23 protein-coding genes and 1 pseudogene are annotated in these 20,405 nt (G+C 71.4%); 12 read left to right on the top strand and 12 right to left on the bottom strand.

The genetic code is table 11. The features are described from left to right. Window positions 1-173, top strand: a pseudogene (locus OAW74_RS08635) (IS30 family transposase); the annotation flags it as partial. Window positions 174-269: 96 nt separating this feature from the next. On the opposite strand, the gene OAW74_RS08640 reads toward OAW74_RS08635, so the two are convergent. Beyond that, on the bottom strand, window positions 270-602 hold the full coding sequence (locus OAW74_RS08640) for a carboxymuconolactone decarboxylase family protein (RefSeq protein ID WP_262873961.1): 333 nt from the start codon (window positions 600-602) through the stop codon (window positions 270-272). Beyond that, window positions 599-1,009, bottom strand: a complete 411-nt coding sequence (locus tag OAW74_RS08645) for a (R)-mandelonitrile lyase (protein WP_262873962.1) — start codon at window positions 1,007-1,009, stop codon at window positions 599-601. The genes OAW74_RS08640 and OAW74_RS08645 overlap by 4 nt, the downstream gene beginning before the upstream one ends. A gap of 125 nt (window positions 1,010-1,134) precedes the next feature. Between OAW74_RS08645 and OAW74_RS08650 the strand changes: the two genes are divergently transcribed. Further along, entirely contained in the window at window positions 1,135-1,362 is a 228-nt protein-coding gene (locus tag OAW74_RS08650; RefSeq protein WP_262873963.1) for an antitoxin, read from the top strand. Beyond that, window positions 1,359-1,787, top strand: a complete 429-nt coding sequence (locus tag OAW74_RS08655; RefSeq protein WP_262873964.1) for a TA system VapC family ribonuclease toxin — start codon at window positions 1,359-1,361, stop codon at window positions 1,785-1,787. Before OAW74_RS08650 ends, OAW74_RS08655 begins: the two co-directional genes overlap by 4 nt. Before the next feature lie 47 nt (window positions 1,788-1,834). Here the strand turns inward: OAW74_RS08655 and OAW74_RS08660 are convergent, their stop codons facing one another. The 4 genes from OAW74_RS08660 to OAW74_RS08675 form a co-directional block, all read right to left on the bottom strand. Continuing rightward, a complete protein-coding gene (locus OAW74_RS08660; protein ID WP_262873965.1) occupies window positions 1,835-2,821 on the bottom strand; it encodes an aldo/keto reductase in 987 nt (328 codons plus the stop codon). A 25-nt stretch (window positions 2,822-2,846) separates the two neighbouring features. Then, window positions 2,847-3,461 (bottom strand): GyrI-like domain-containing protein, encoded by a 615-nt coding sequence (locus OAW74_RS08665; RefSeq protein ID WP_262873966.1) that lies wholly within the window; start codon window positions 3,459-3,461, stop codon window positions 2,847-2,849. A 40-nt stretch (window positions 3,462-3,501) separates the two neighbouring features. Beyond that, a complete protein-coding gene (locus OAW74_RS08670; protein ID WP_262873967.1) occupies window positions 3,502-4,890 on the bottom strand; it encodes an HNH endonuclease signature motif containing protein in 1,389 nt (462 codons plus the stop codon). Window positions 4,891-5,060: 170 nt separating this feature from the next. Then, on the bottom strand, window positions 5,061-6,350 hold the full coding sequence (locus tag OAW74_RS08675; RefSeq protein ID WP_262873968.1) for an MFS transporter: 1,290 nt from the start codon (window positions 6,348-6,350) through the stop codon (window positions 5,061-5,063). Window positions 6,351-6,542: 192 nt separating this feature from the next. On the opposite strand from OAW74_RS08675, the gene OAW74_RS08680 reads away from it, so the two are divergent. Both OAW74_RS08680 and OAW74_RS08685 read left to right on the top strand, forming a co-directional pair. Further along, window positions 6,543-8,060 (top strand): MATE family efflux transporter, encoded by a 1,518-nt coding sequence (locus OAW74_RS08680; RefSeq protein WP_262873969.1) that lies wholly within the window; start codon window positions 6,543-6,545, stop codon window positions 8,058-8,060. Window positions 8,061-8,094: 34 nt separating this feature from the next. Beyond that, complete coding sequence (locus OAW74_RS08685) at window positions 8,095-8,895, top strand: alpha/beta fold hydrolase (RefSeq protein ID WP_262873970.1); 801 nt, start codon at window positions 8,095-8,097, stop codon at window positions 8,893-8,895. 167 nt (window positions 8,896-9,062) lie between these two features. Here OAW74_RS08685 and OAW74_RS08690 read toward each other — a convergent pair whose 3' ends face one another. Continuing rightward, a complete protein-coding gene (locus tag OAW74_RS08690; protein WP_262873971.1) occupies window positions 9,063-10,019 on the bottom strand; it encodes a Gfo/Idh/MocA family protein in 957 nt (318 codons plus the stop codon). 84 nt (window positions 10,020-10,103) lie between these two features. On the opposite strand from OAW74_RS08690, the gene OAW74_RS08695 reads away from it, so the two are divergent. Both OAW74_RS08695 and OAW74_RS08700 read left to right on the top strand, forming a co-directional pair. After that, window positions 10,104-10,613 (top strand): MarR family winged helix-turn-helix transcriptional regulator, encoded by a 510-nt coding sequence (locus tag OAW74_RS08695; RefSeq protein WP_262873972.1) that lies wholly within the window; start codon window positions 10,104-10,106, stop codon window positions 10,611-10,613. Window positions 10,614-10,626: 13 nt separating this feature from the next. Next, window positions 10,627-11,427 carry an SDR family NAD(P)-dependent oxidoreductase gene (locus OAW74_RS08700; protein WP_262873973.1) on the top strand — a complete coding sequence of 267 codons (801 nt, stop codon included), beginning with the start codon at window positions 10,627-10,629 and terminating at the stop codon, window positions 11,425-11,427. 34 nt (window positions 11,428-11,461) lie between these two features. On the opposite strand, the gene OAW74_RS08705 is transcribed toward OAW74_RS08700, so the two are convergent. Both OAW74_RS08705 and OAW74_RS08710 read right to left on the bottom strand, forming a co-directional pair. Continuing rightward, window positions 11,462-12,262, bottom strand: coding sequence for a methyltransferase domain-containing protein (locus OAW74_RS08705; protein WP_262873974.1), 801 nt, complete (start codon window positions 12,260-12,262; stop codon window positions 11,462-11,464). A 9-nt stretch (window positions 12,263-12,271) separates the two neighbouring features. After that, the gene (locus OAW74_RS08710) at window positions 12,272-14,167 is read right to left on the bottom strand and encodes an amylosucrase (protein ID WP_378733706.1); all 1,896 of its coding nucleotides are present in this window, start codon (window positions 14,165-14,167) and stop codon (window positions 12,272-12,274) included. An 87-nt stretch (window positions 14,168-14,254) separates the two neighbouring features. Here OAW74_RS08710 and OAW74_RS08715 point away from each other — a divergent pair, with 87 nt between their 5' ends. Beyond that, complete coding sequence (locus OAW74_RS08715) at window positions 14,255-14,839, top strand: acyl-CoA synthetase (protein ID WP_262873975.1); 585 nt, start codon at window positions 14,255-14,257, stop codon at window positions 14,837-14,839. After that, window positions 14,836-15,180 (top strand): amino acid transporter, encoded by a 345-nt coding sequence (locus OAW74_RS08720; protein ID WP_262873976.1) that lies wholly within the window; start codon window positions 14,836-14,838, stop codon window positions 15,178-15,180. The genes OAW74_RS08715 and OAW74_RS08720 overlap by 4 nt, the downstream gene beginning before the upstream one ends. Window positions 15,181-15,324: 144 nt before the next feature. On the opposite strand, the gene purB is transcribed toward OAW74_RS08720, so the two are convergent. Together purB and OAW74_RS08730 are read right to left on the bottom strand one after the other, a co-directional pair. Continuing rightward, the gene (gene purB, locus OAW74_RS08725; protein WP_262873977.1) at window positions 15,325-16,704 is read right to left on the bottom strand and encodes an adenylosuccinate lyase; all 1,380 of its coding nucleotides are present in this window, start codon (window positions 16,702-16,704) and stop codon (window positions 15,325-15,327) included. Window positions 16,705-16,739: 35 nt separating this feature from the next. Further along, entirely contained in the window at window positions 16,740-17,246 is a 507-nt protein-coding gene (locus OAW74_RS08730) for a low molecular weight protein-tyrosine-phosphatase (protein ID WP_262873978.1), read from the bottom strand. Between the two features lie 94 nt (window positions 17,247-17,340). Here OAW74_RS08730 and OAW74_RS08735 point away from each other — a divergent pair, with 94 nt between their 5' ends. Together OAW74_RS08735 and OAW74_RS08740 are read left to right on the top strand one after the other, a co-directional pair. Further along, complete coding sequence (locus tag OAW74_RS08735; RefSeq protein ID WP_262873979.1) at window positions 17,341-17,628, top strand: hypothetical protein; 288 nt, start codon at window positions 17,341-17,343, stop codon at window positions 17,626-17,628. After that, window positions 17,625-18,800: a hypothetical protein gene (locus OAW74_RS08740; RefSeq protein ID WP_262873980.1), complete on the top strand. Its 1,176-nt coding sequence runs from the start codon at window positions 17,625-17,627 to the stop codon at window positions 18,798-18,800. The genes OAW74_RS08735 and OAW74_RS08740 overlap by 4 nt, the downstream gene beginning before the upstream one ends. Before the next feature lie 4 nt (window positions 18,801-18,804). On the opposite strand, the gene OAW74_RS08745 is transcribed toward OAW74_RS08740, so the two are convergent. After that, a complete protein-coding gene (locus OAW74_RS08745; protein ID WP_262873981.1) occupies window positions 18,805-19,197 on the bottom strand; it encodes a phage holin family protein in 393 nt (130 codons plus the stop codon). Between the two features lie 94 nt (window positions 19,198-19,291). Between OAW74_RS08745 and OAW74_RS08750 the strand changes: the two genes are divergently transcribed. Beyond that, complete coding sequence (locus OAW74_RS08750; protein ID WP_262873982.1) at window positions 19,292-20,404, top strand: histidinol-phosphate transaminase; 1,113 nt, start codon at window positions 19,292-19,294, stop codon at window positions 20,402-20,404. Window position 20,405: the final 1 nt, after the last annotated feature.

The raw sequence follows: 20,405 nt of genomic DNA on the forward strand, positions 1-20,405 counted from the left end.
AGTACTTCCCGAAAGGCACCGACCTCGCCGGCTACACCGCCGACTACCTCGACTACGTCGCCACCCAACTCAACAACCGGCCACGCATGACCCTCGACTGGAAAACCCCGACCGAAGCCCTCGAACAACTACTCTCAAACCCACCAGAAACCGGTGTTGCACTGACCGCCTGAATCCGCCCGCTGAAGTGACCTGTGTCGGCGAGATCTCCTGATCTCGCGGGGTGGGGGCTCGGGCGGCAGCAGCAGGGGAGGGCGGATGCTGCCCGCTCAGGAGCCGGCGGCATCCGCTTCTGCGAACACCTCGCGAGCCATGCCGATCGCGGCCATCGCGCGAGGCCAGCCGGCGTAGAACGCGAGGTGGGTGATCGCCTCGACGAGTTCGGCCTCGGTCGCGCCGTTGTCTCGGGCGAAGGCGAGGTGGAAGCGGAGCTGCTCGACGGCGCCGAGGGTCACGAGGGCGGCGACGGTGACGAGGCTGCGGTCGCGCTTGGCGAGCTCTGGACGCTTCCAGACCTCGTCGAAGAGCACGGCATCGGTGTAGTGGGCGAGCGCGGGGGCGATGTCGCCCACCGAGTCCTGCCCTCCGGTCCAGCCGGTCATGCGTCGGCCTTCCCTTCGAACTCGGTCTGGGTGACGTGCTCTTTCCACACGGTGGTGGCGGCGGGGTCGTCTGCGGCCTCGAGCATGGCGTAGTGCTCCATGAAGCACCCCGGCGCCGAGGCGTGCCAATGGTCCTGGCCGGGAGGGGTGTAGAGCGTCTGCCCCGGGTGGACCTCGATGATCTCGCCGTCGCGGGTGCCGAAGCGTGCGACGCCCTGCGTGACGTGCAGGTACTGCCCGCGCGCGTGCGAGTGCCACGCCGTGCGGGCTCCCGGGGCGAACCGCACGCGGGCGACCGTCATGCGCTGATCGCCTTCGTTCGGAGCGGCGATGGTGTCGACCCAGACGTCGCCGGTGAACTGGTCGGGCGAGGCCTTGGTCGTGGGGCGGGTGGGTTCGATATTCATGCGACTGCTCCTTCGGATCTGCGCATGCCCCACGCTAGGCATCGCGGAGCTCGCGCGGGAGGGGCTGGCGGAACCCCTCAGCATCCGCGCTTGTCGAGTGATGCGTGATGCGTGATGCTTGATGCATGCGCACCACAGTGACCATCGACGACGACGTGCTCGCAGCGGCGAAGCAGTTCGCGACCGCGCGGGGCATCACTCTGGGCGAAGCGCTCTCGCAGCTTGCGCGCGCGACGCTCACCGAGCGTCAGCGATTCGGCACGCGCAACGGCATCGTACTGCTGCCGGCCCCGCCGACCGCGGGCCGGCCCACGATCGACGACGTCAACGCGCTGCGAGACGACCTCGCATGACGGGGTATCTGCTCGACGTGAATGCGGTGATCGCCCTGATCGACCCGCTGCACGTGCACCACGATCGCGCGCACCGATGGTTCGCGGCGCGCGACGTCGGCGTATGGCACACCTGCCCCATCGTTCAGAACGGCGTCGTGCGGGTCGTGAGCCACCCGAAGTACCCCAATACTCAGCCGGCGCCCGTGGTGATCGCGAGCCTGTCGAGCCTCGCCGCGCGCGACGACCACGTGTTCCTGCCCGATTCGGTCAGTCTGCTCGACGCCTCGGTGCATACCGAGAGGCTGCTCGCAAGCGCCCAGGTCACCGACACCTATCTGCTGCATCTGGCCGCGTCGCACGACGCTCTGCTGGCCACGTTCGATAGCCGGCTGGTCACCGCGACGATCCCCTCGGGGGCCGCGACGCTGTTCCCCATTCCCTGAGCGGGCGCCCTGTCAGCCGGCGGCACGACCATGGTCGCGGGGGCGTGTCAGCGGCCGACGAGCTCCAGGTGCTGGGCGTTGTAGCGCTCGCCGGCCACGCCGATGCGCGCCGCGAGGGCGTCGAGGTCGGCGTGCTCGTCGGCCGAGAGCGCGACCGTGGTCGCGGCCGTGTTCTCTTCGATGCGCGAGACGCGCCGGGTGCCGGGGATCGGGACGATGAACGGATGCTGCGCCAGCAGCCACGCGAGCGCCACCTGCCCCGGCGTCGCATCCTTGGCGGCAGCGAGCCGGGACACATGCTCGACCAGCGCCCGATTGTGCGCGAGGTTGTCCGCCTCGAACCGCGGGACGGTCCGGCGGATGTCGCCCTCTGCGAACGAGGTCGACGTGTCGACGGTGCCGGTGAGGAACCCCTTGCCGAGCGGACTGAAGGGCACGAACCCGATGCCGAGCTCGGCGAGCGTCGGCAGCACCTCGGCCTCGGGATCGCGGGTCCACAGCGAGTACTCGCTCTGCACGGCGGTCACCGGGAACACGGCGTGCGCCGCGCGGATCGTCGCAGCCGACGCCTCCGACAGCCCGAAGTGGCGCACCTTGCCCTCGGCGACGAGTTCGCCCACCGTGCCGGCGACGTCTTCGATGGGCACCTCGGGGTCGACGCGGTGCTGGTAGAAGAGGTCGAGTGCCTCGGTGCGCAGGCGCGTCAGCGACGCCTCCGCGACGGCGCGGATCTGCTCGGGGCGACTGTCGAGCCCGACGCTCCTGCCGCCCTGGATCTTCCAGCCGAACTTCGTCGCGACGACGACCTCGTCGCGCACCGGCTCGAGCGCCTCTCCGACCAGCTCTTCGTTGACGTAGGGACCGTAGACCTCGGCCGTGTCGAAGAACGTGACGCCGAGATCGACCGCGGCGCGCAGCACCCCGATCATGTCGTCTCGGCTGCCCGGGTTGGGGCCGTAGCTCTGCGACATGCCCATGCAGCCGAGGCCGATGGCCGAGACGCGAAGGCCCTGTCCGAGGGTGCGGGTGTGCATTCGAGGGCTCCTTGAGTGGTCCTGGTCAGGCGCGCGCGACCGGCTGGCGCAAGATGGTCCGAAGCTTCTCGGGGGCCGTGCGGCGGGCGTCGTTGAGGTAGATCTCGTGGTGGCAGCCGCGCAGGGTGAGGCCCTCGGCAGGCAGGAACTCATCGTGCAGTCGGGCGAGCACAGGCGCCTCATCGTCGTACGACCCGACGTGCAGCGTCTGCACGACGAGGCCCTCGTCGAGGGTCTCGATGCGCAGCTCGCGGATGCGGGGAGCATCGCCCTTGCGTGCGACCTGGTCGACGGCCTCGGCGACCTGGTCGGCTGCGATCCAGTCGGGCACGAGGTTCAGCACCGTCCAGCTCCATGCCGACTTGTCACGGGCGGTCGTGAACGCGGCCATGTCGTCCGCCCACCAGAGGGCTTCGAGCGGCATGACGGCGTAGTCGCGGTCGAGCTCGCGTTTGCTGAAGAACTTGAGCCTGTAGGCGACCGGGAACAGGGCCGCGAGGGCGGCGGCGTAGTCGGCCGACGTGTTCGGGTCGCCGTGTCCGTCGATCATGAGGTATTGCAGCGGCGGCACCGTGATGACCTCGAATGCGCCGCGCCGCGCGCTGTAGGCCGGGATCCGCTTCTTCAGATCGAGCTTCACCCGGCCCACGGTAGCCCCACTCCCCGATTCGGCGACAGGTTCAGAAGGGTGGGAGGTGTCCGTCGTGGTGGTAGTCGGGCGGCACGAGCCAGGGTTCGCTGATGAACCGGCGGCGCAGGAGCAGTTCGTCGTCGGGCTCGAACCTGACGGTCGGCTCCGGCCGGTCGGTATGTCGCCGGCCGGAGGGGCTGGTCCACACCAGCACCCCGGCGGAGATCTGCTCGACCGTCCAGGCGGAGGCGCCCTTGAGTGTGTGGTGTCGCCTGCACAGATGAGCCAGGTTGCACACGCAGGTCTCCCCGCCCAGGGCGTGGTCGACGGTGTGGTCTACGTCGCAGCGGTGGACGGGCCGGCGGCATCCGGGAAAGCGGCACCGCTCGTCGCGTGCGGCGAGCATGCGCCGCATCGGCTTGCTCGGGCGGTAGCGATCGACTGAGAGCACCTGGCCCGTGAACGGGTGGGTGAGAAGGCGCTCCCACCAGGGGGCGTTCGCGGCCAGGATGCGGGCGGTGTCGCTGTCGATCGGGCCGTAGCCGGCGAGAAGACACGGCTCTTCGCTCTCGCCGATCATCGTGAGCACGGGAACCGTGACCTGCACGGTCGCCCGGATCGCCCCGGCCGCGTCGCCGGCGACGATCGTGTCGGGCGTGCCGCCCAGCAGCAGATCGGTGAACACGTCGGTGCGCGCCTGCGCGAGCGTGCGGGGATCGGCGTCGGGCCCTTCGCACGCCTGCTCCCCCTCGGCGCTCGCCCCGGCATCCGCGGACTCGCCTTCGTCGGCGGTCTGGGCCAGCACCGCCCGAGCCTGCGCCGTGAGTCGGTCGTCGATGCCGTGGGCGAGGGTGGCGGGCAGCACGGCCATGAGGCTCGCCATGCCGTCGGCCAGGTCGCGCACCTCGACACTGCGGTCGGCGACGGCCTGTGCGTGCCGCTCGTCGAGCGATACCGGGAGATAGCGCTCGGCGAGAACACGAACGATGGGGCCGAGTCGCCCGGGCGTCGTCTCGCGCGCCCGCGCCAGGGCGGCGGTGGTGAAGCGCTCGAGGTCGGCGGTGTCACGGATCGCGGCGCCGGCATCGTGGATCACCGCGACGTGCTGCCGCGAGATCTCGCCGGACTCGAGGGCGGCGACGAGCGGGGCGAAGCGCTCGCACAGATCACGGGCCTCGATCAGCAGTCGGGTGACGGTCCATTCGCTCAGTCGCGCCGCGCACGCGAGCTCGGCCACGAGCGAGCGGCGGGCGATCTCACGCGTGCTCGCTCTGCCGGTCCAGTCGGCGTCGGTCACCACCGTGCCGGCGCGGGCCAGCAGGTGCAGCTCCTGTGCGTCGGCCGCACCGCGCAGTCGCCGCAGCTCGGCGAACCCGTCGATGAACTCCTCGGTGCGCCTCGGGTCGGCCGGATGCGGCTCGGGAAGAGGGTGAGACATGGGAGGCTCCACGGTTCGAGGTGAGAGACCTGGCGCTTTCTGCGCCGCACTCGCCCCCGTGTGTCTTCACTCATCCCTGGACGGATGCTCCCGCATCCATCTCACTCACTCGCGTCTCTCTAGAACAAAACTACCATCCATGAGCGAGATGTCAAGTGCTATAACGCGATTCATCTCGCATCTATCTTCGATCCCACTGGTCTCTCGGGTCGTCGCACCGCGATCGACAGCAGCGCGGCGATGACGCAGAGCGCGGCGCCGCCCCACCACGCGTAGGTGTAGGTGCCGAGGGTGTCGCGCACGATGCCGGCCGCCAGTGCGGCGATCGCCGCGCCCACCTGGTGAGAGGCGAACACCCAGCCGAAGACGATCGTGCCGCGCTCGCCGAAGATCTCGCGACACAGCGCCGACGTCGGCGGCACCGTGGCGACCCAGTCGAGCCCGTAGATCACGACGAACAGCACCATGCTGGGGTGCACGACGTCGCTCAGCAGCACCGGCAGCAGCAGCAGGCCGACTCCGCGGAAGAGGTAGTAGGCCACCAGCAGCAGCCGCGGGTCGAACCGATCGGTGAGCCATCCCGAGGCGACGGTGCCGACGATGTCGAACACGCCGACGACGGCCAGGAGCCCTGCCGCGACCACCGTCGACATGCCGTGGTCGTGGGCGGACGGGATGAAGTGGATGCCGATGAGGCCGTTGGTCGTCGCTCCGCAGATCGCGAACGCCCCCGCGAGCGCCCAGAAGGCCGGGCGGCGCGCGGCGAAGGCGAGGCCCTCGAGCGCCCGACGGCCCGCGTGACCGGTGGGGCGCGGCGGCGCCACGAAGCTCGCGGCATCCGCACCGTAGGGCACCACGCCGCGGTCGGACGGATAGTCGCGCATCACGAGCCAGACGAGGGGGATCACCGCGAGCGCGGCGACGGCCACCAGCAGCGACGCGGGTCGCCAGCCCGCGGTCTCGGCGATGGCGGCCACCGGCGGCAGGAAGACCAGCTGCCCCGTCGCCGACCCCGCCGTGAGCATGCCCATCACGAGTCCGCGGCGTGCGACGAACCACCTGTTCGAGATCGTCGCGGCCAGCACGAGCGCCATCGACCCGGTGCCGAGACCGATGAGCACGCCCCAGAACACCAGCAGCTGCCACGACGCGGTCATGAACACGCTGCCGCCCGCGCCGAGGGCGACGAGGGCCAGAGCGCACACGACGACCTCGCGGATGCCGAAGCGATCCATGAGCGCCGCAGCGAACGGGGCGGTGAGGCCGTAGAGCAGCAGGTTGATGCTCACCGCGAGCGACATGACGCTCGTCGACCAGCCGAACTCGTCGTGCAGAGGCACCATGAGGGCGCCCGGCGCCGCGCGGAAGCCGGCGGCGGCCATCAGCGCGAGGAACGCGACGGCGGCCACCCACCACGCGGGGTGGATGCCACGCGAGGTCTCGGGTGCACGGTCGGTCACGGGGCCTCCTGCCGGAACGGGGTGCGCAATACATCATCGCGGCCCAGGGAGGGAGCGAAAAGCCACCGGGCATGGACAACACCCAGGCGAGTCGTGAGATGATGGAGGGTCAGCATCCGAATCGATTCGACAGTCGTCGAGAACGGACGCTGCCCCTCCTCCTCTCCACGCACGACCTCTCCGGGATCCACCATGTCCAAGACCCTCACGACCGGCAGCCCGTGGCGCGTCATCCTGGTGTTCGCGATCCCGCTGCTGATCGGCAACGTGGTGCAGCAGATGTACCAGTTCGCCGATGCGATCGTGGTCGGCCGGCACCTCGGGGTGAACTCGCTGGCAGCGGTCGGGGCGACCGGCAGCCTGCTCTTCCTCATGCTCGGATTCGTGTGGGGTCTGACGAGCGGCTTCGCGATCCCCACCGCTCAGGCGTTCGGTGCGCGCGACGGGCAGGCCGTCCGGCGCTCGGTGGCCGCCGGCACCCTGCTCACGGCCGGCACGACGCTGCTGCTCACGATCGGCGCGCCGCTGGTGAGCGAGCCGCTGCTGCGGCTGCTGCAGACGCCCGAGGTGCTCATGGCCGAGGCGACCGTGTTCGCCCAGGTGAGCTTCCTCGGCGCCGGCGCGATGCTCTTCTTCAACTACCTCGCCGCGATCATCCGCGCCATCGGCGACTCGCGCACGCCGCTCGTGTTCCTCACGGTTTCGTGTGCCCTGAACGTGGGGCTCGTCATCCTGATGGTCGGCCCGCTCGGCTGGGGTGTCGCGGGGGCGGCCCTGTCGACGGTGATCGCGCAGGCCGTCTCGGTCGTGCTGTGCCTCGAGTTCGTCCGTCGCCGCGTTCCCGCCCTGCACATGCGTCGCAGCGACTGGCGCGTCAGCCGCGCCGACCTCGCCGATCACCTGCGACTCGGACTTCCGATGGGCTTCCAGGCGTCGATCATCGCGATCGGCACGATCGCCGTGCAGGTGGCGCTGAACACCTTGGGCGCCGACGCCGTCGCCGCCTACACGACCGCCTCGCGCGTCGACGGACTCGCCGTCGCCCTGCTGCAGTCGCTCGGACTCGCCGTCTCGATGTTCGCGGCGCAGAACTTCGGCGGACGCCGGCCCGACCGTGTCCGCCGCGGCGTCGTGCAGGGCACCGGCATCGCGATCGTCGCCTCGCTCGTGCTCGGCGCGCTGCTGATCGTCTTCGGCAGCGTGCTCGTGCGCATGTTCATCGGCGACGGGTCACCAGAGGTCGTCGATCTCGCGGCGCAGATGCTCGTGATCAACGGCGCCTCGTACACGGCGCTGGGCGTGCTGTTCGTGCTCCGTGGGGCGCTGCAGGGGCTCGGCCACACGCTCGTGCCCACCGTCACGGGCGTGGTCGAACTCATCATGCGCGTGGGCGCCGCCGTCGTGCTCGGCGGGCTCTTCGGCTACGTCGGCGTCGTCTGGAGCAACCCACTCGCGTGGGCGGGAGCGGCCGTGCTGCTGATCCCGGCCTATATCCGCGAGCACCGGCGTCTCGGTCGCATGCCGATCAGCCCCGACGCACCGACCCCCACGACCCCGATCGCCGTGGTCGGGCCCGTCGACGGCTCGATGGTCGTCGATGCCGTCGTCACCGCCCCCGTGCCGGTCGTGGCGCCGCCTCGGCGAGGCATCGACCGGATGCTGCCGCGCCGCAGCCGCGCGGGCGCCCGCGGCCGCGTCGACTCGCGCTGACGCCCCGGCCCCGATTCGGCGGAAGAATGGGGGGATGAGCGACGCCCTCCCGCAGCTGACGCAGATGCCCGACCCGCAGTACGTGATGGTCGGCGACGGGCATCGCATCGCGACGTACTCCTGGGGCGACGACGACCTGCCGACCATCGTCGTGGTGCACGGCTTCGCCTCGAGCACGAAGGACAACTGGGTCGCCACGGGCTGGGTGCGCGACCTGCAGCGGGCCGGCTACCGCGTGCTCGGACTCGACCAGCGCGGGCACGGCGCGAGCGACAAGCCGCACGATCCCCGCGACTACTCGGTGCGCGCGCTCGCCTCCGATGTCGAGGCGGTGCTCGACACCTACCTCATCGACTCGGCCTTCTATGTCGGCTACTCGCTCGGCGCCCGCGTCGGCTGGGAGGTCGTGCAGGATCTGCCCGACCGCATCGGCCGTGCCGTGCTCGGAGGGGTGCCGGACGGCATCCCGCTCGCGCGCCTCGACATCGACCAGGTGCGCGCGCTCATCGAACACGGCACCGAGGTGACCGACCGGGTGACCCAGAACTACATCGCCCTCACCGAGCGCGTGCCCGGCAACGACCTGCGTGCCCTCTTGGCGATCGCGAGCGGCATGCGCACCTCGCGCACCGTCGACCCCGACCCCGCGCACGCGCCGAGCCAGCCCGTGCTGTTCGCGACCGGATCGCTCGACGCCATCATCGAGGGCTCCAAGGCGCTCGCCGCCGCGTGCCCGCAGGGCCGGTTCGTCGAGATCCCCGGCCGGCACCACTTCAACGCCCCCGGCTCGCGGGTGTTCCGCGAGGCCGCGATCGCCTTCCTCGGCGAGGCCTGACCCGCCGCACCCGCGCTTTCGCGCGCTGAGCCCGCAGCATCCGCGCTTTCGCGGTCGCTGAGCCCCGCAGCATCCGTCCATCTGTCGGAGGCGTGGGGCGGGATGCGGCTGGTGGGGCTGTTGAGGCGCAGGCGGCGCAGGCATCCGACGGATGGACGAGCCGCGGGTCAGGCCATGGCGCCGCGGGCGGCCTCGATGAGGCGCAGCGTGGATGCGGTCAGAGCGTGGTCGCGGGCAGCATCCGCGCCGCCGGCGATGAGCACGGCGAAGCGCTCGACCTCGCCGGCCAGGTCGAGCTCTGGCGCGTCGACGGTGTGCGTCTCGACGGTGCCGTCGCGGCGGACGAGCCGCACCGACCGCGCGCCCGAGACGTGGTCGATCACCAGGGTGCCGTCTTCGCCCTGGATCTCGCTGGGGAGCTGGGTCGTCGAGATCTTGGAGTACTCCAGCGACACGGCGAAGCCGGGGTAGCGGGCCAGCAGCGTGCCCGCGCCGTCGACGCCGGAGGCGACCGGGATCACCTCGGAAGCGACCCGCTCGGGCTCGCCGAAGAGGGTGAGCATGGCGTGGATGCAGTAGACCCCGAGGTCCATGAGACCGCCGCCGGCCATCGCCGGGTCGAACATGTTGACGCGCTCGCCGGCGAGCACGAGGTCGTAGCGCGACGACCGAGACTGGTAGCGCAGCGAGGCGGCGCGGAGCACGCCGACCTCGGGCAGCAGCGACCGCACGAGCGCCGTGCCGCGGTCGTATTCGGTGCGCATCGCCTCGAGCAGCACGACCCCCGCCGCATCGGCGAGAGCCACGAGCTCGAGCCACTCCGCCTCGGTCGGAACCGCGGGCTTCTCGACCAGCACGTGCTTGCCGGCCGCGATCGCGCGCCGGGCCTGTGAGCCGTGCGCGCTGTTGGGCGAGGCGATGTAGATCGCGTCGACGTCGGATGCCGTCAGCACCGCCTCGAGGTCGTCGCTCGCCCATTCCGCCCCGTAGTCGGCCGCGGCCTGTTGGGCCTTGGCGAGGTCGCGCGAGTACACGGCCTGCACCCGCACGCCCTCGACGCGCGAGACGGCCTCGACGAGCATGCCGGTGATCATGCTCGTGCCGATGGTGGCGATGCGGATCATGGGGGCCTCCGTTCGGGTGCTCCCGCGATTCTTTCAGATCCGAACTTGATTGCCGCAGGCAACTATCGGGCGTATCATGACGTCATGAGCGAAGCCGCCCGCGAGACCACGATGCTGGCCGCCCTCACCCGGCTCATCTCGCGCTGGTCGACCGCATCGACGCAGCGCGCGATCGCCGAAGGCGTCGGCGTGACGCTCGACGCCGCCGACATCCGGGCCGTCTACGTGCTCGGACTGCACGGCGGCGCCGCTCGCCCGAGCGAACTCGCCGACGAGCTGTCGCTCACCCGGCCGACGATGTCGAAGCTGCTCGCCCGCCTCGCCGCGGCCGGCCTCATCGACCGCGAAGGCGACCCCACCGACGGCCGCGCGTCGAGGGTCGCGCTCTCGGACGAGGGAGCGGCGGTGTTCGAGCGTCTGTTCGGCGCCGGCGTTCAGCTCGTGCGCGAGGCGCTCGCCGACTGGCCGGCGGCCGACGCCGCCGCGATCGCCACGCTGCTCCCCCGCTTCGTCGACGCCGTCGTCGGCGAGACCCGACTCGTGCCGGCAGAACCCGACACCCGCACCGCGGTCGAGGAGGCCGCATCCGAATGAAGGAGACACACTCATGACCCGCACCTACGTCGTCACCGGCTCGGCGTCCGGCATCGGCGCGACCACGACCCGCATCCTGCGCGAGCGCGGCGAGACCGTGATCGGCATCGACCTGCGCGACGCCGAGGTCGAAGCCGACCTGTCGACCGCAGAGGGCCGCGCCGCGGCCGCTGCGAAGGCGACCGAGCTGGCCGGCGGCACGATCGACGCCGTCATCGCGTGCGCCGGCATCTCGGCGCCGATCCCCAAGACGATCTCGATCAACTACTTCGGCGTGACCGAACTGCTCACGGCGCTGCTGCCCGCCCTCGCCGGCTCGGAGGCGCCGCGCGCCGCCGTGGTGTCGTCGATGGCCTCGCTGCAGCCGAACTCCGCCGAGATGGTCGAGGCCGCGCTCGCCGGCGACGAGCCTCGGGCCCTCGAGATCGCCGAAGGGCTCGCCGCCCAGGGGCCGATGGTCGGCTACCTCGTCTACCCGTCGTCGAAGCGCGCGCTCGCCCGCTGGGTGCGGCGCAGCTCGATCGCACCGGAGTGGGCGGGCGCCGGCATCCCGCTGAACGCCGTCGCCCCCGGCACCGTGCTCACCCCGATGACAGCCGACCTGCTCGCGACGCCCGAGGGCGCCGCGATGGTCGACGGCGCCGTGCCGATGCCGCTGAACTACCACCAGCCGCCCGAGTCGATCGCGCACCTGCTCATCTGGCTCACGAGCGTGGAGAACACGCACATGGCCGGGCAGGTCATCTACGACGACGGCGGGGCCGACGCGACCCTCCGCGGCGACGACATCTGGTCGTGGGCAGACCAGAGCTGATCGCGACCGACGGCGCCGGACGGATGCGGCGGCCTCAGCCGCGGGCGAGCACCTCGCCGTGCGGCATGAGCAGCCAGCCGTCCGGCGCCGCGGCCCACTCCTGCCAGCCCGCGCGGATGCGCTCCAGACGCGCCGTGTCGGCCAGGCCCAGCGCGACGGCGCGCTCGGCGAACGCCGACTGCACGACGCGGTCGGCCCACATGCCGCCCCACCACGCGCGATCGTCGTCGCCCTCGTAGAGCCAGACCGACGCCGACGCCTGCACCTCGGCGAACCCGGCCTCGTGCGCCCACGCCTTGAGGTGCCGGCCGGCGGCGGGCTCGCCGCTCGTGCCGCGGTGCACCGCCAGATACAGCTCCAGCCAGTCGTCGAGGGCGGGAAGCCGCGGGAACCAGATGACGCCCTCGTAGTCCACATCGCGGGCGGCGACGAGGCCCTCGGGCCCCGCCACCCGGCGGAACACCCGCAGTGCGTCGACGGGCCGCTCCAGGTGCTGCAGCACCTGATGGGCGTGCACGACGTCGAACGAAGCGTCGGCCGAGCTGAGCGCGTAGGCGTCGTCGACGGCGAACTCGACGGCCGGCAGCCCCCGCGTCACCCGTGCGACCTCGGCCTGCGCGACGACGTCGGCGGCGGCATCCACTCCGCGCACCCTGCCGGGTGCCACGCGCTCGGCCAGATCGAGCGTGATCGTGCCGGGGCCGGCGCCGACGTCGAGCACGCTCATTCCCTCCCGCAGGTGCGGCAGCAGGTAGGCCGCCGAGTTCTCGGCCGTGCGCCAGCGGTGCGAGCGCAGCACGCTCTCGTGGTGTCCGTGCGTGTAGGCGCCTGTCATCGGCCCAGCCTAGAGGGCGCGCACCCGCAGCCAGCGGAAGCCGTGCGCCGGCAGCCGCACGCCGCGCGCGAGGTCGATCTGCTCGTCGGCGACGGCGTCGCGGGCCTCACGAGCGAACCCCGAGAGGGTGAGCGCGTCGATCGCGACCTCGTGGTCTGCGACGTTGGCGAGCACCAGCATCCGCGTCTCGTCGGCGCCGGGGCGCTGGAACGACACCACCGATGGATGCGAGGTCGTGAAGTCGACGAGGGCGTTGCCGCCGAATTCGGGCGAGGCGGCGCGCACGGCGATGAGCCGGCGGATGCGCCGATAGACGCGGCCGGCGACCGTGTCACGGTCGAAGCGTGCCGCGTAGGCGGCTGCGGGCCGGGCGGGCCGGTGCACCCAGCGACTGTCGCCCGCGCGGTGCTCGTCGTCGGTGAAGCCGTAGTCGTTGAGCTGGGCGACCTCGTCGCCGAGGAAGAGCAGCGGGATGCCGCCGGTCGCCATCGCGAGGGCATGGGCGAGCACGACCCGGTCCTCGCCCCCCTCGTCGCCGCGCTCGATGCCCGCCAGCGACGCCGTCGTTCCCGCCACACGGGCGTCGCCGGTGTCGGGGTTCTCCTGGAAGGGCATGCCGGCGGCGAAGCTGCCGGGGAAGCGGCCGATGTAGAAGTCGTTGAGAAAGCGCCGGTGCGGGTAGCCCTCGATGCCGAGCTCTGCGGCGTCTTCGTCGGCGAAGGTCCAGCCGATGTCGTCGTGGCTGCGCACGTAGTTCACCCACGCGGTGCCGGCGGGCAGCGCGTGGCGGCGCACGAGGGCCTGCTGCAGCAGCCGTGCGTCGCGGGTGGCCAGCGCCTCCCATGTGAGCGCCATCTGCAGCGGGTTGTACGAGAGCTCGCATTCCTCGGGCGAAATATAGTCGAGCACTTCGTCGGGGTGCACGATGGCCTCCGACTTGAACAGCACGGCGGGAGCGGCGATGCGCAGCACCGCGTTGAACGCCTGCAGCAGCAGGTGCGCCTCGGGGAGCGACTCGCTCGGGGTGCCCAGTTGCTTCCATATGAACGCGACGGCATCCATCCGGAGGACCTCGACGCCGACGTTCGCGAGAAAGAGCAGCTCGCCCGCCATCGCCGTGAAGACGGCCGGGTTGGCGTAGTTGAGATCCCACTGGAAGTGGTAGAACGTCGACCAGATCCAGCGCCCGTCGGGCAGCTGTACGAACGACCCCCGGTGGTCGTCGGGGAAGATCTCGCGCGTGGTGCGCTCGTACTGATCGGGCAGGGTTCGATCGGGGAAGATCAGGTAGAAGTCCTCGAAGCCGGGCACGCCCTCGACGGCCTTGCGCGCCCACGCGTGCTCGTTCGAGGTGTGATTGAAGATGAAGTCGATGACCAGCGAGATGCCCGCCGCGCGCAGCTCGGCGGCCAGGTTTCGCAGCTCGTCCATCGTGCCGAGCCGAGGCTCCACCGTGCGGTAGTCCGACACGGCATAGCCGCCGTCGTTGTTGCCGGCGGGGCCCGGGAACAGCGGCATGAGGTGCAGATAGGTGAGCCCGAGCTCCTGGAAGTACGGGATCGCCTCGCGGATGCCGGCGAGGTCGCCCGCGAAGCGGTCGACGTAGCAGACGCCGCCCAGCATCCGCTCCGACGCGAACCACTCGGGATCGGCCGAGCGGCGCTCGTCGAGCGCGACGAGGTCGTCCGCTCTCTCGGCGGCCGCGTCGGCGGCGATCCGCAGCAGCGCCGCGAGGTGCTCGAACCCGTCGGGGTGGGCGCCGTAGAGCTGCGAGAACAGTCCGTGCAGCCGAGGGAACTGCTCGTGCAGGCGCGCGAGCACGTCGGGAGCGGGCTGGGGGTGGTCGCCGCCGAGCCGCGCCAACACGCGGGCCAGGTCGCCGGTCGCATCGTCGAGACGGGTCACGCGCTCAGCCTAGGGGCCGGCGGCAGGGCCTGCGGCGCGCACGACCTAGACTGGAGGGGTCCCTGTCGTGCCGCAGAAATCGTCGTCGTGACCGCATCACCCACCCCCCGCACCTTCGAGGTGCGCCACGTGCAGCTCGTGCGTGCGCTGTTCGCAGCGCTCGCCGCCGTGATGATCACCTTCTCGACCGACCACTCCGCCGCCGTCGGCCTCGCCGTCTTCAGCGGCTTCGCGATCGCGACCGCCCTCGTGCACCTCGTCTCGGTGTGGCTCGTCTTTCCCGCAGACCACCGCTGGCCGTCGGTGGTGCTGGGCATCCTGTGCCTGCTCGCGGGCATGGCCGGCGGCATCCCGGCCCTGCGCAACGACACGCTGTTCTTCGTGCTCGTGATCGTGTGGGCGCTGGCGACCGGCCTGGTCGAGACGATCGTGGGCTGGCGCGCACGCGCCGAGTCGCGCGACACGTTCGTCGTGGGTGTCATCACGCTCGCGCTGGGCGTGGCGATGCTGTTCGTCTCGCCGCAGTTCTCGCTCGCCTACGCGGTCGAAGGCCACGACTTCACGCTCACCGGCACGACCATCGGCGTGGGCGTGTTCGGCGCCTACGCGGCGATCATCGCGGTCTACCTCGGAATCGCCGGGTTCTCGCCGCGCAAGGAGGTGTCGGCGTGACCGACGACAAGCCCACCCGCCGCGACCTGATGAAGCCGGCGCAGCTCGTGGGGCTCGCCTTCGTCGCCGCGCTGTTCGCCGGCATCGTGACGCTCGTGTCGATGGGCTTCTTCCAGTCGCGCTTCGACGGTCAGAACATGCACGCGCTCGTGGTCGCCGGAGTCGTCGCCGGCATCACGTTCATCGTCGTGCTGCTGGGTATCGCGCTGCTGCTGCTGGCGGTCGATCCGGCCGACGTGCAGAAGACGGTCGACCGGCCGGTGCTGCTCGACCCCGAGGCGGGCGGCGAGCCGAAGGCGAAGCCCGAGGCCGGCGCCTCCGGCCACACCCCCGAGCGCTGATCCGCCGCGGGGTTTCGCCACCGCAGGTGGGTTTCGCGCCGAGACCCGCACTGCCGCTCGAGACCCGCGGGCGTGCGAGCGGTCTGAGTGCGGGCGGTGGGTTTCGCGCGCCGAGAGGGGGCTCTCAGCGAGCGGATGCTGGAGTTACAGCTCGTCGACCAGGCGGTCGGCCAGGCCCGTGTAAGTCGCCGGGGTGAGCGCGAGCAGGCGCTCCTTGGCGGCATCGCCGATGTCGAGTCCTCGCACGAACTCGGCGAGCTCTGGTCCGCCGACGCGGCGACCGCGGGTGAGGTCTTTCAGCAGCGCGTAGGGGTCGGTGATCTGCGAGCGGCCGGCGGCGATCTCGGCGCGCACGACGGTCTGGATGGCCTCTGCCAGCACCTCCCAGTTGGCGTCGAGGTCGGCCAGCAGCGCCTGGCGGGCCAGCGAGATCTCGCCCAGGCCCCGCCCGAGGTTGTCGAGGGCCAGCAGCGAGTGGCCGAAGGCGACGCCGATGTTGCGCTGGGTCGTCGAGTCGGTGAGGTCGCGCTGCATCCGCGAGGTGACGAGGGTCTGCGACAGTGTCGCGAGCAGACCGCCCGCGATCTCGAGGTTGGCCTCGGCGTTCTCGAAGCGGATGGGGTTGATCTTGTGCGGCATCGTCGACGACCCGGTGGCGCCGGCGATCGGGATCTGGGTGAAGAAGCCGATCGAGATGTAGGTCCAGATGTCGGTGGCGAGGTTGTGCAGGATGCCGCCGGCGTGGCGCACCCGGTCGTACAGCTCGACCTGCCAGTCGTGCGACTCGATCTGCGTGGTCAGCACGTTGAATCCGAGGCCCAGACCCTCGATGAACGAGCGCGACAGCTCGGGCCAGTCGACGTCGGGCTCGGCGGCGAGATGAGCCGACCACGTGCCGGTCGCACCCGAGAACTTGGCGAGGTAGTCGCCGGACTCGATCTGGGCGGCCACGCGCTCGAGGCGCCAGGCGAACACGGCGAGCTCCTTGCCCATCGTCGAGGGCGTCGCCGGCTGCCCGTGCGTGCGCGAGAGCATCGCGGCATCGCGGTGCTCGACGGCCAGCGCCGAGATCTTCTCGATCACGGCGCGCAGCTTCGGCAGCCACACCTGCTGCACGGCGCGCTGCACCGTGAGGGCGTAGGAGGTGGAGTTGATGTCTTCGCTCGTGCAGGCGAAGTGGGTGAGCTCGGCGACGGCGTCGAGGCCCAGCGTCGAGAGCCGGTCTCGCACGAGGTATTCGACGGCCTTGACGTCGTGGCGGGTCACCGCCTCCTTGTCGGCGAGCCAGTCGATCTCGGCCTGACCGAACTCGAGGTACAGCGCCCTCAGGCGCGCCTTGTCGTCACCCGACAGGGGCGACGCGCCGAACAGCGACCGGTCGGTGAGGGCGATGAGCCACTCGACCTCGACCTCGACCCGCGCACGGTTCAGGCCCGCCTCGGAGAGGAAGTCGGCGAGGCCCGAGACGGCGGCGCGATAGCGGCCGTCGAGGGGGCTCAGGGGCTGGGGGGGCAGAGCAGACACGGGGACTCCGTTCGGAACGCGCCGCGCCGCGGCCCTCAGCGGGCCGTGCGGATCGCGGGTTCGAGCTGCCGGAAGAGCGCCCGGCTCGCGTTCTCGATCATACCGAGCACCTCGTCGAACATCCCCGGCCCCGCGTAGTACGGGTCGGGCACGTCGAGGGTCGTGGCCGACGGGTCGAACGACAGCAACAGCGCGATCTTGTCGGCATCCGCCTCGTCGCGCGCCCAGCCGCGAAGGATGCGCTCGTGACTGCGGTCGAGGGCGACGACGAGATCGTTGCGGTCGAAGTCGGCGTGGGCGAACTGCCGGGCGCGGTGCAGCGAGCCGTTGTAGCCGCGGCGCTCAAGCGCGTCGATCGTGCGGTGGTCGGCGCGCTCGCCGACGTGCCAGTCGCCGGTGCCCGAACTGGTCGACACCACCCGCTCGCCCATCCCCACCGATTCGGCGAACCAGCGGAACACCACCTCGGCCATCGGCGAGCGGCAGATGTTGCCGGTGCACACGAACACCACCCTGAAGGGCTCGGCGCCGCTGGCTGACATAGGCCCATTGTGGGGGGTGGGCGGCCTTCCTGCACAGCCGACGCCCTCGATCAGGTGTGCCCCGATCGGTGCGAGGAGCTCCCACGAGCGCGCCATGCCCTCCACACTCGATGCCGTGACCTCGTTCGACCTGCTCGTCGCGACCGAGATCGCGCTGCGCCGGCTCGCCGATGCACGCGACCTGCTGGCCGCCGCCGGCTGTCGCTGCGCGTCGGTGGCGGCAGCGACTCATTGGGAGTCGGAGGCAGCCAGGGCGTTCGCCCGGCGGGCGGATCGGTGGTGCGCAGACGTCTCGCTGCTCGTCGGCTGCGTCGACGACGCCGTCGACCGGGTGCGCTGGCTGGGCCTGAGCCTGGCCGTGCCGCCGCCCGAGCCGCGATGAGCGACCTCGAGGTGCGCGGCGGCGGCTCCGTCGTCGTCGACCCGGTCACCCTCATGCGGGCCGCCGACGGGTTCGATGCACTCGCGACCGACCTCGACGGGGCGCGGATGCTGGTGGCCACCGCATCCGATCAGCTCTTCTCGGCCGACCGCTCGGCGCTGCCGGTCACGGGGCAGATCATGGAGCTGCTCGACCGGCCGCTGCGCGAGGCCATGGCCGAGGCGCGGGCCATCGCCGCCGATCTTCGGGCGGCCACCTGGCTGTACGAGTCGGCCGACGAGGGCGCGCGGCGCGCCCTCACCTGGTGGAGCGAGCTGGCCGTGCAGGCCGGCAGAGGGCCGACGCTGGTCAGCCCGCTGCTGGGTGCGGCATCGTCCCTCGGCGTCGCGCTGTTCGCGCACGGCCTCGATGCCGGCCGGGCCGGCCGCATCCCCGGCACGGCGAGGCTCGAGGGCCCAGCCGAGCCCGTGCGCCTGCGCGCTCGCCCGACGGCCCAGGCGCGGGCGCCCTCGTCCCTCGCCGAGATGACCCGGCGCATGCCCACCGGCGATGAGCGCGTGCGGGTCGAGCGCTACACGATGCCCGACGGCAGCAGGCAGTTCGCGGTCTACATCTCCGGCACCCGTTCGCTCGCGACCACCGGCGGCAGCGAGCCGTTCGACATGCGGTCGAATCTGCAGCTCTACGCCGGCCTTCGCTCCGCGTCGTACGACGCCGCCCTCGAGGCGCTGCGCCGCTCGGGTGCCCACGCGGGAGACGTCGTGCACATCGCGGGGCACTCCCAGGGGGCGATGGCGGGCGCCCGTGTGGCCCTCGAGGGGCCCTACCGCACCCGCACGCTGATCTCGATCGGCAGTCCGGTGCAGGCAGAGGTCGGCGCCCAGACGCTGAGCGTCGCGCTGCGGCACACCGACGATCCGGTCGCCGCGCTCGCCGGAGGCGGCGGCGACGAGCCCGTCGGGGCACCGGGAAGCTTCATCGCCGAGCGCACGGCGAACCCCGACGACGCCCTGCTCGACCTCGACGGCCACGGCATCGCGGCCTATGCGCAGACGGCGCACCTTCTCGACGCCTCGGTCGATCCCCGCATGGATGCGGTGCGCGAGCTGCTGCACGAGCTCGCCGGCGCAGCATCCGTCGAGGTCTTCTCGTATGCGGCGGAGCGGCCGTGACCTCTCAGCGCCGCGACTGCGGACGCAGCAGGATGCCGAAGACCCAGTTGATGAGCGAGATGATCAGCGCAGCGACCACGCCCCACCAGAAGTCCTCGACCCGCAGTCCCCAGTTCCACCAGTGCGTGAGCCACGCGGTCAGCCACAGCAGGAAGCCGTTGATGATCAGCGAGATGAGCCCGAGGGTCAGGATGTAGAGGGGGAACGCCACGATCTTGATGACCGTGCCGATGATCGTGTTGACGATCGCGAAGACGGCGGCGACGGCCAGCAGGGTCAGCACCAGCTGCAGGGTCTCGCCGGGCGGGAAGGCGATCACGGTCACCGTCAGGGTCGGGATGAGCGTGACGACCCAGATGGCGAACGCATTGACGACGACGCGAATCAGAAAGCGCATAGTGCGCACAGTGTCGCACGCCGCAACCGGCGAGGGAATACATGGCTGGCCGCGGATTTCTTCGTGTCGCGCGAGCCGCTCGTAGACTCGGGGCGTGACCGACGCCGCCGACTTCCCCGTTCGCGTGCGCCCCGAGATCGCCGCGCTCCCGCCGTATCGGCAGGGCAAGCAGGCCGGCGCCGAGGCGTTCAAGCTCTCGAGCAACGAGAACCCGTTCGATCCGCTGCCCGGCGTCGTCGAGGCGCTGCAGGCGACCACGGGCGTCAACCGCTACCCCGACGCCTCTGCCGCGCGGCTGCGGGAGCGCCTCGCCGAGCGCTTCGGGGTGACCTCCGACCGCGTGCACATCGGGGCCGGCAGCGTGTCGATCCTCTACCAGCTCGTGCAGGCGGTGAGCGGCCCCGGCGACGAGATCGTGTTCGCGTGGCGCTCGTTCGAGGCCTACCCGGGGCTCGCCGTGGTCGCCGGCTCCACCGCCGTGCAGGTGCCGCTGCTGCCCGATGCGCGGCACGACCTCGACGCCATGGCCGACGCGATCACCGAGCGCACCCGCGCCGTGATCGTGTGCACCCCCAACAACCCCACCGGCCCCATCGTGACGCAGGCCGAGTTCGACGCGTTCGTCGAGAAGGTTCCCGCCGACGTGCTGGTGATCCTCGACGAGGCCTACGCCGAGTTCGTCACGGCACCGGATGCCGTCGACGGCATGCGGCTGCCGGGCGGCGCCGGCCGCGACAACGTGGTGGTGCTGCGCACCTTCTCGAAGGCCTTCGGGCTCGCGGGACTGCGCGTCGGCTACGCCGTCGGCCACCCGAGGATCCTGGACGCCGCCCGCAGCACCGGCATCCCGCTGTCGGTCACTGCGCAGGCGGAGGAGGCGGCCCTGGCGAGCCTCGACGCCGAGCACGCGCTGCAGGAGCGCGTCGCCGTCATCGCCGAGCGCCGCGACCGGCTCGCGGCGGGCCTTCGCGCGGCGGGCTGGAACGTGCCCGACGCGCAGGGCAACTTCGTGTGGCTGCCCGCGGGCGAGCACGCGCTCGCGTTCGCGGCGGCCTTCGAAGAGGCGGGGCTGATCGTCCGCCCCTTCGCCGGCGACGGTGTGCGCATCTCGGTGGGCGAAGAGGAAGCTGTCGAGAAGATACTGCGGATCGCCGCATCCGTTGTAGACCACCTTCCGGAGGGGCACCCCGGGCGCGGGCTAGCGTAGA

The sequence above is a fragment of the Microbacterium fluvii genome (genome assembly GCF_025515205.1).
Lineage (GTDB): Bacteria > Actinomycetota > Actinomycetes > Actinomycetales > Microbacteriaceae > Microbacterium > Microbacterium fluvii.

What these genes read in the sequence shown, in the direction of transcription:
- OAW74_RS08640 (WP_262873961.1), bottom strand. Translation starts at nt 602, where the DNA reads ATGACCGGCTGGACCGGAGGGCAGGACTCGGTGGGCGACATCGCCCCC.
- OAW74_RS08645 (WP_262873962.1), bottom strand. Translation starts at nt 1,009, where the DNA reads ATGAATATCGAACCCACCCGCCCCACGACCAAGGCCTCGCCCGACCAG.
- OAW74_RS08650 (WP_262873963.1), top strand. Translation starts at nt 1,135, where the DNA reads ATGCGCACCACAGTGACCATCGACGACGACGTGCTCGCAGCGGCGAAG.
- OAW74_RS08655 (WP_262873964.1), top strand. Translation starts at nt 1,359, where the DNA reads ATGACGGGGTATCTGCTCGACGTGAATGCGGTGATCGCCCTGATCGAC.
- OAW74_RS08660 (WP_262873965.1), bottom strand. Translation starts at nt 2,821, where the DNA reads ATGCACACCCGCACCCTCGGACAGGGCCTTCGCGTCTCGGCCATCGGC.
- OAW74_RS08670 (WP_262873967.1), bottom strand. Translation starts at nt 4,890, where the DNA reads ATGTCTCACCCTCTTCCCGAGCCGCATCCGGCCGACCCGAGGCGCACC.
- OAW74_RS08680 (WP_262873969.1), top strand. Translation starts at nt 6,543, where the DNA reads ATGTCCAAGACCCTCACGACCGGCAGCCCGTGGCGCGTCATCCTGGTG.
- OAW74_RS08685 (WP_262873970.1), top strand. Translation starts at nt 8,095, where the DNA reads ATGAGCGACGCCCTCCCGCAGCTGACGCAGATGCCCGACCCGCAGTAC.
- OAW74_RS08690 (WP_262873971.1), bottom strand. Translation starts at nt 10,019, where the DNA reads ATGATCCGCATCGCCACCATCGGCACGAGCATGATCACCGGCATGCTC.
- OAW74_RS08695 (WP_262873972.1), top strand. Translation starts at nt 10,104, where the DNA reads ATGAGCGAAGCCGCCCGCGAGACCACGATGCTGGCCGCCCTCACCCGG.
- OAW74_RS08700 (WP_262873973.1), top strand. Translation starts at nt 10,627, where the DNA reads ATGACCCGCACCTACGTCGTCACCGGCTCGGCGTCCGGCATCGGCGCG.
- OAW74_RS08705 (WP_262873974.1), bottom strand. Translation starts at nt 12,262, where the DNA reads ATGACAGGCGCCTACACGCACGGACACCACGAGAGCGTGCTGCGCTCG.
- OAW74_RS08730 (WP_262873978.1), bottom strand. Translation starts at nt 17,246, where the DNA reads ATGTCAGCCAGCGGCGCCGAGCCCTTCAGGGTGGTGTTCGTGTGCACC.
- OAW74_RS08735 (WP_262873979.1), top strand. Translation starts at nt 17,341, where the DNA reads ATGCCCTCCACACTCGATGCCGTGACCTCGTTCGACCTGCTCGTCGCG.
- OAW74_RS08740 (WP_262873980.1), top strand. Translation starts at nt 17,625, where the DNA reads ATGAGCGACCTCGAGGTGCGCGGCGGCGGCTCCGTCGTCGTCGACCCG.
- OAW74_RS08745 (WP_262873981.1), bottom strand. Translation starts at nt 19,197, where the DNA reads ATGCGCTTTCTGATTCGCGTCGTCGTCAATGCGTTCGCCATCTGGGTC.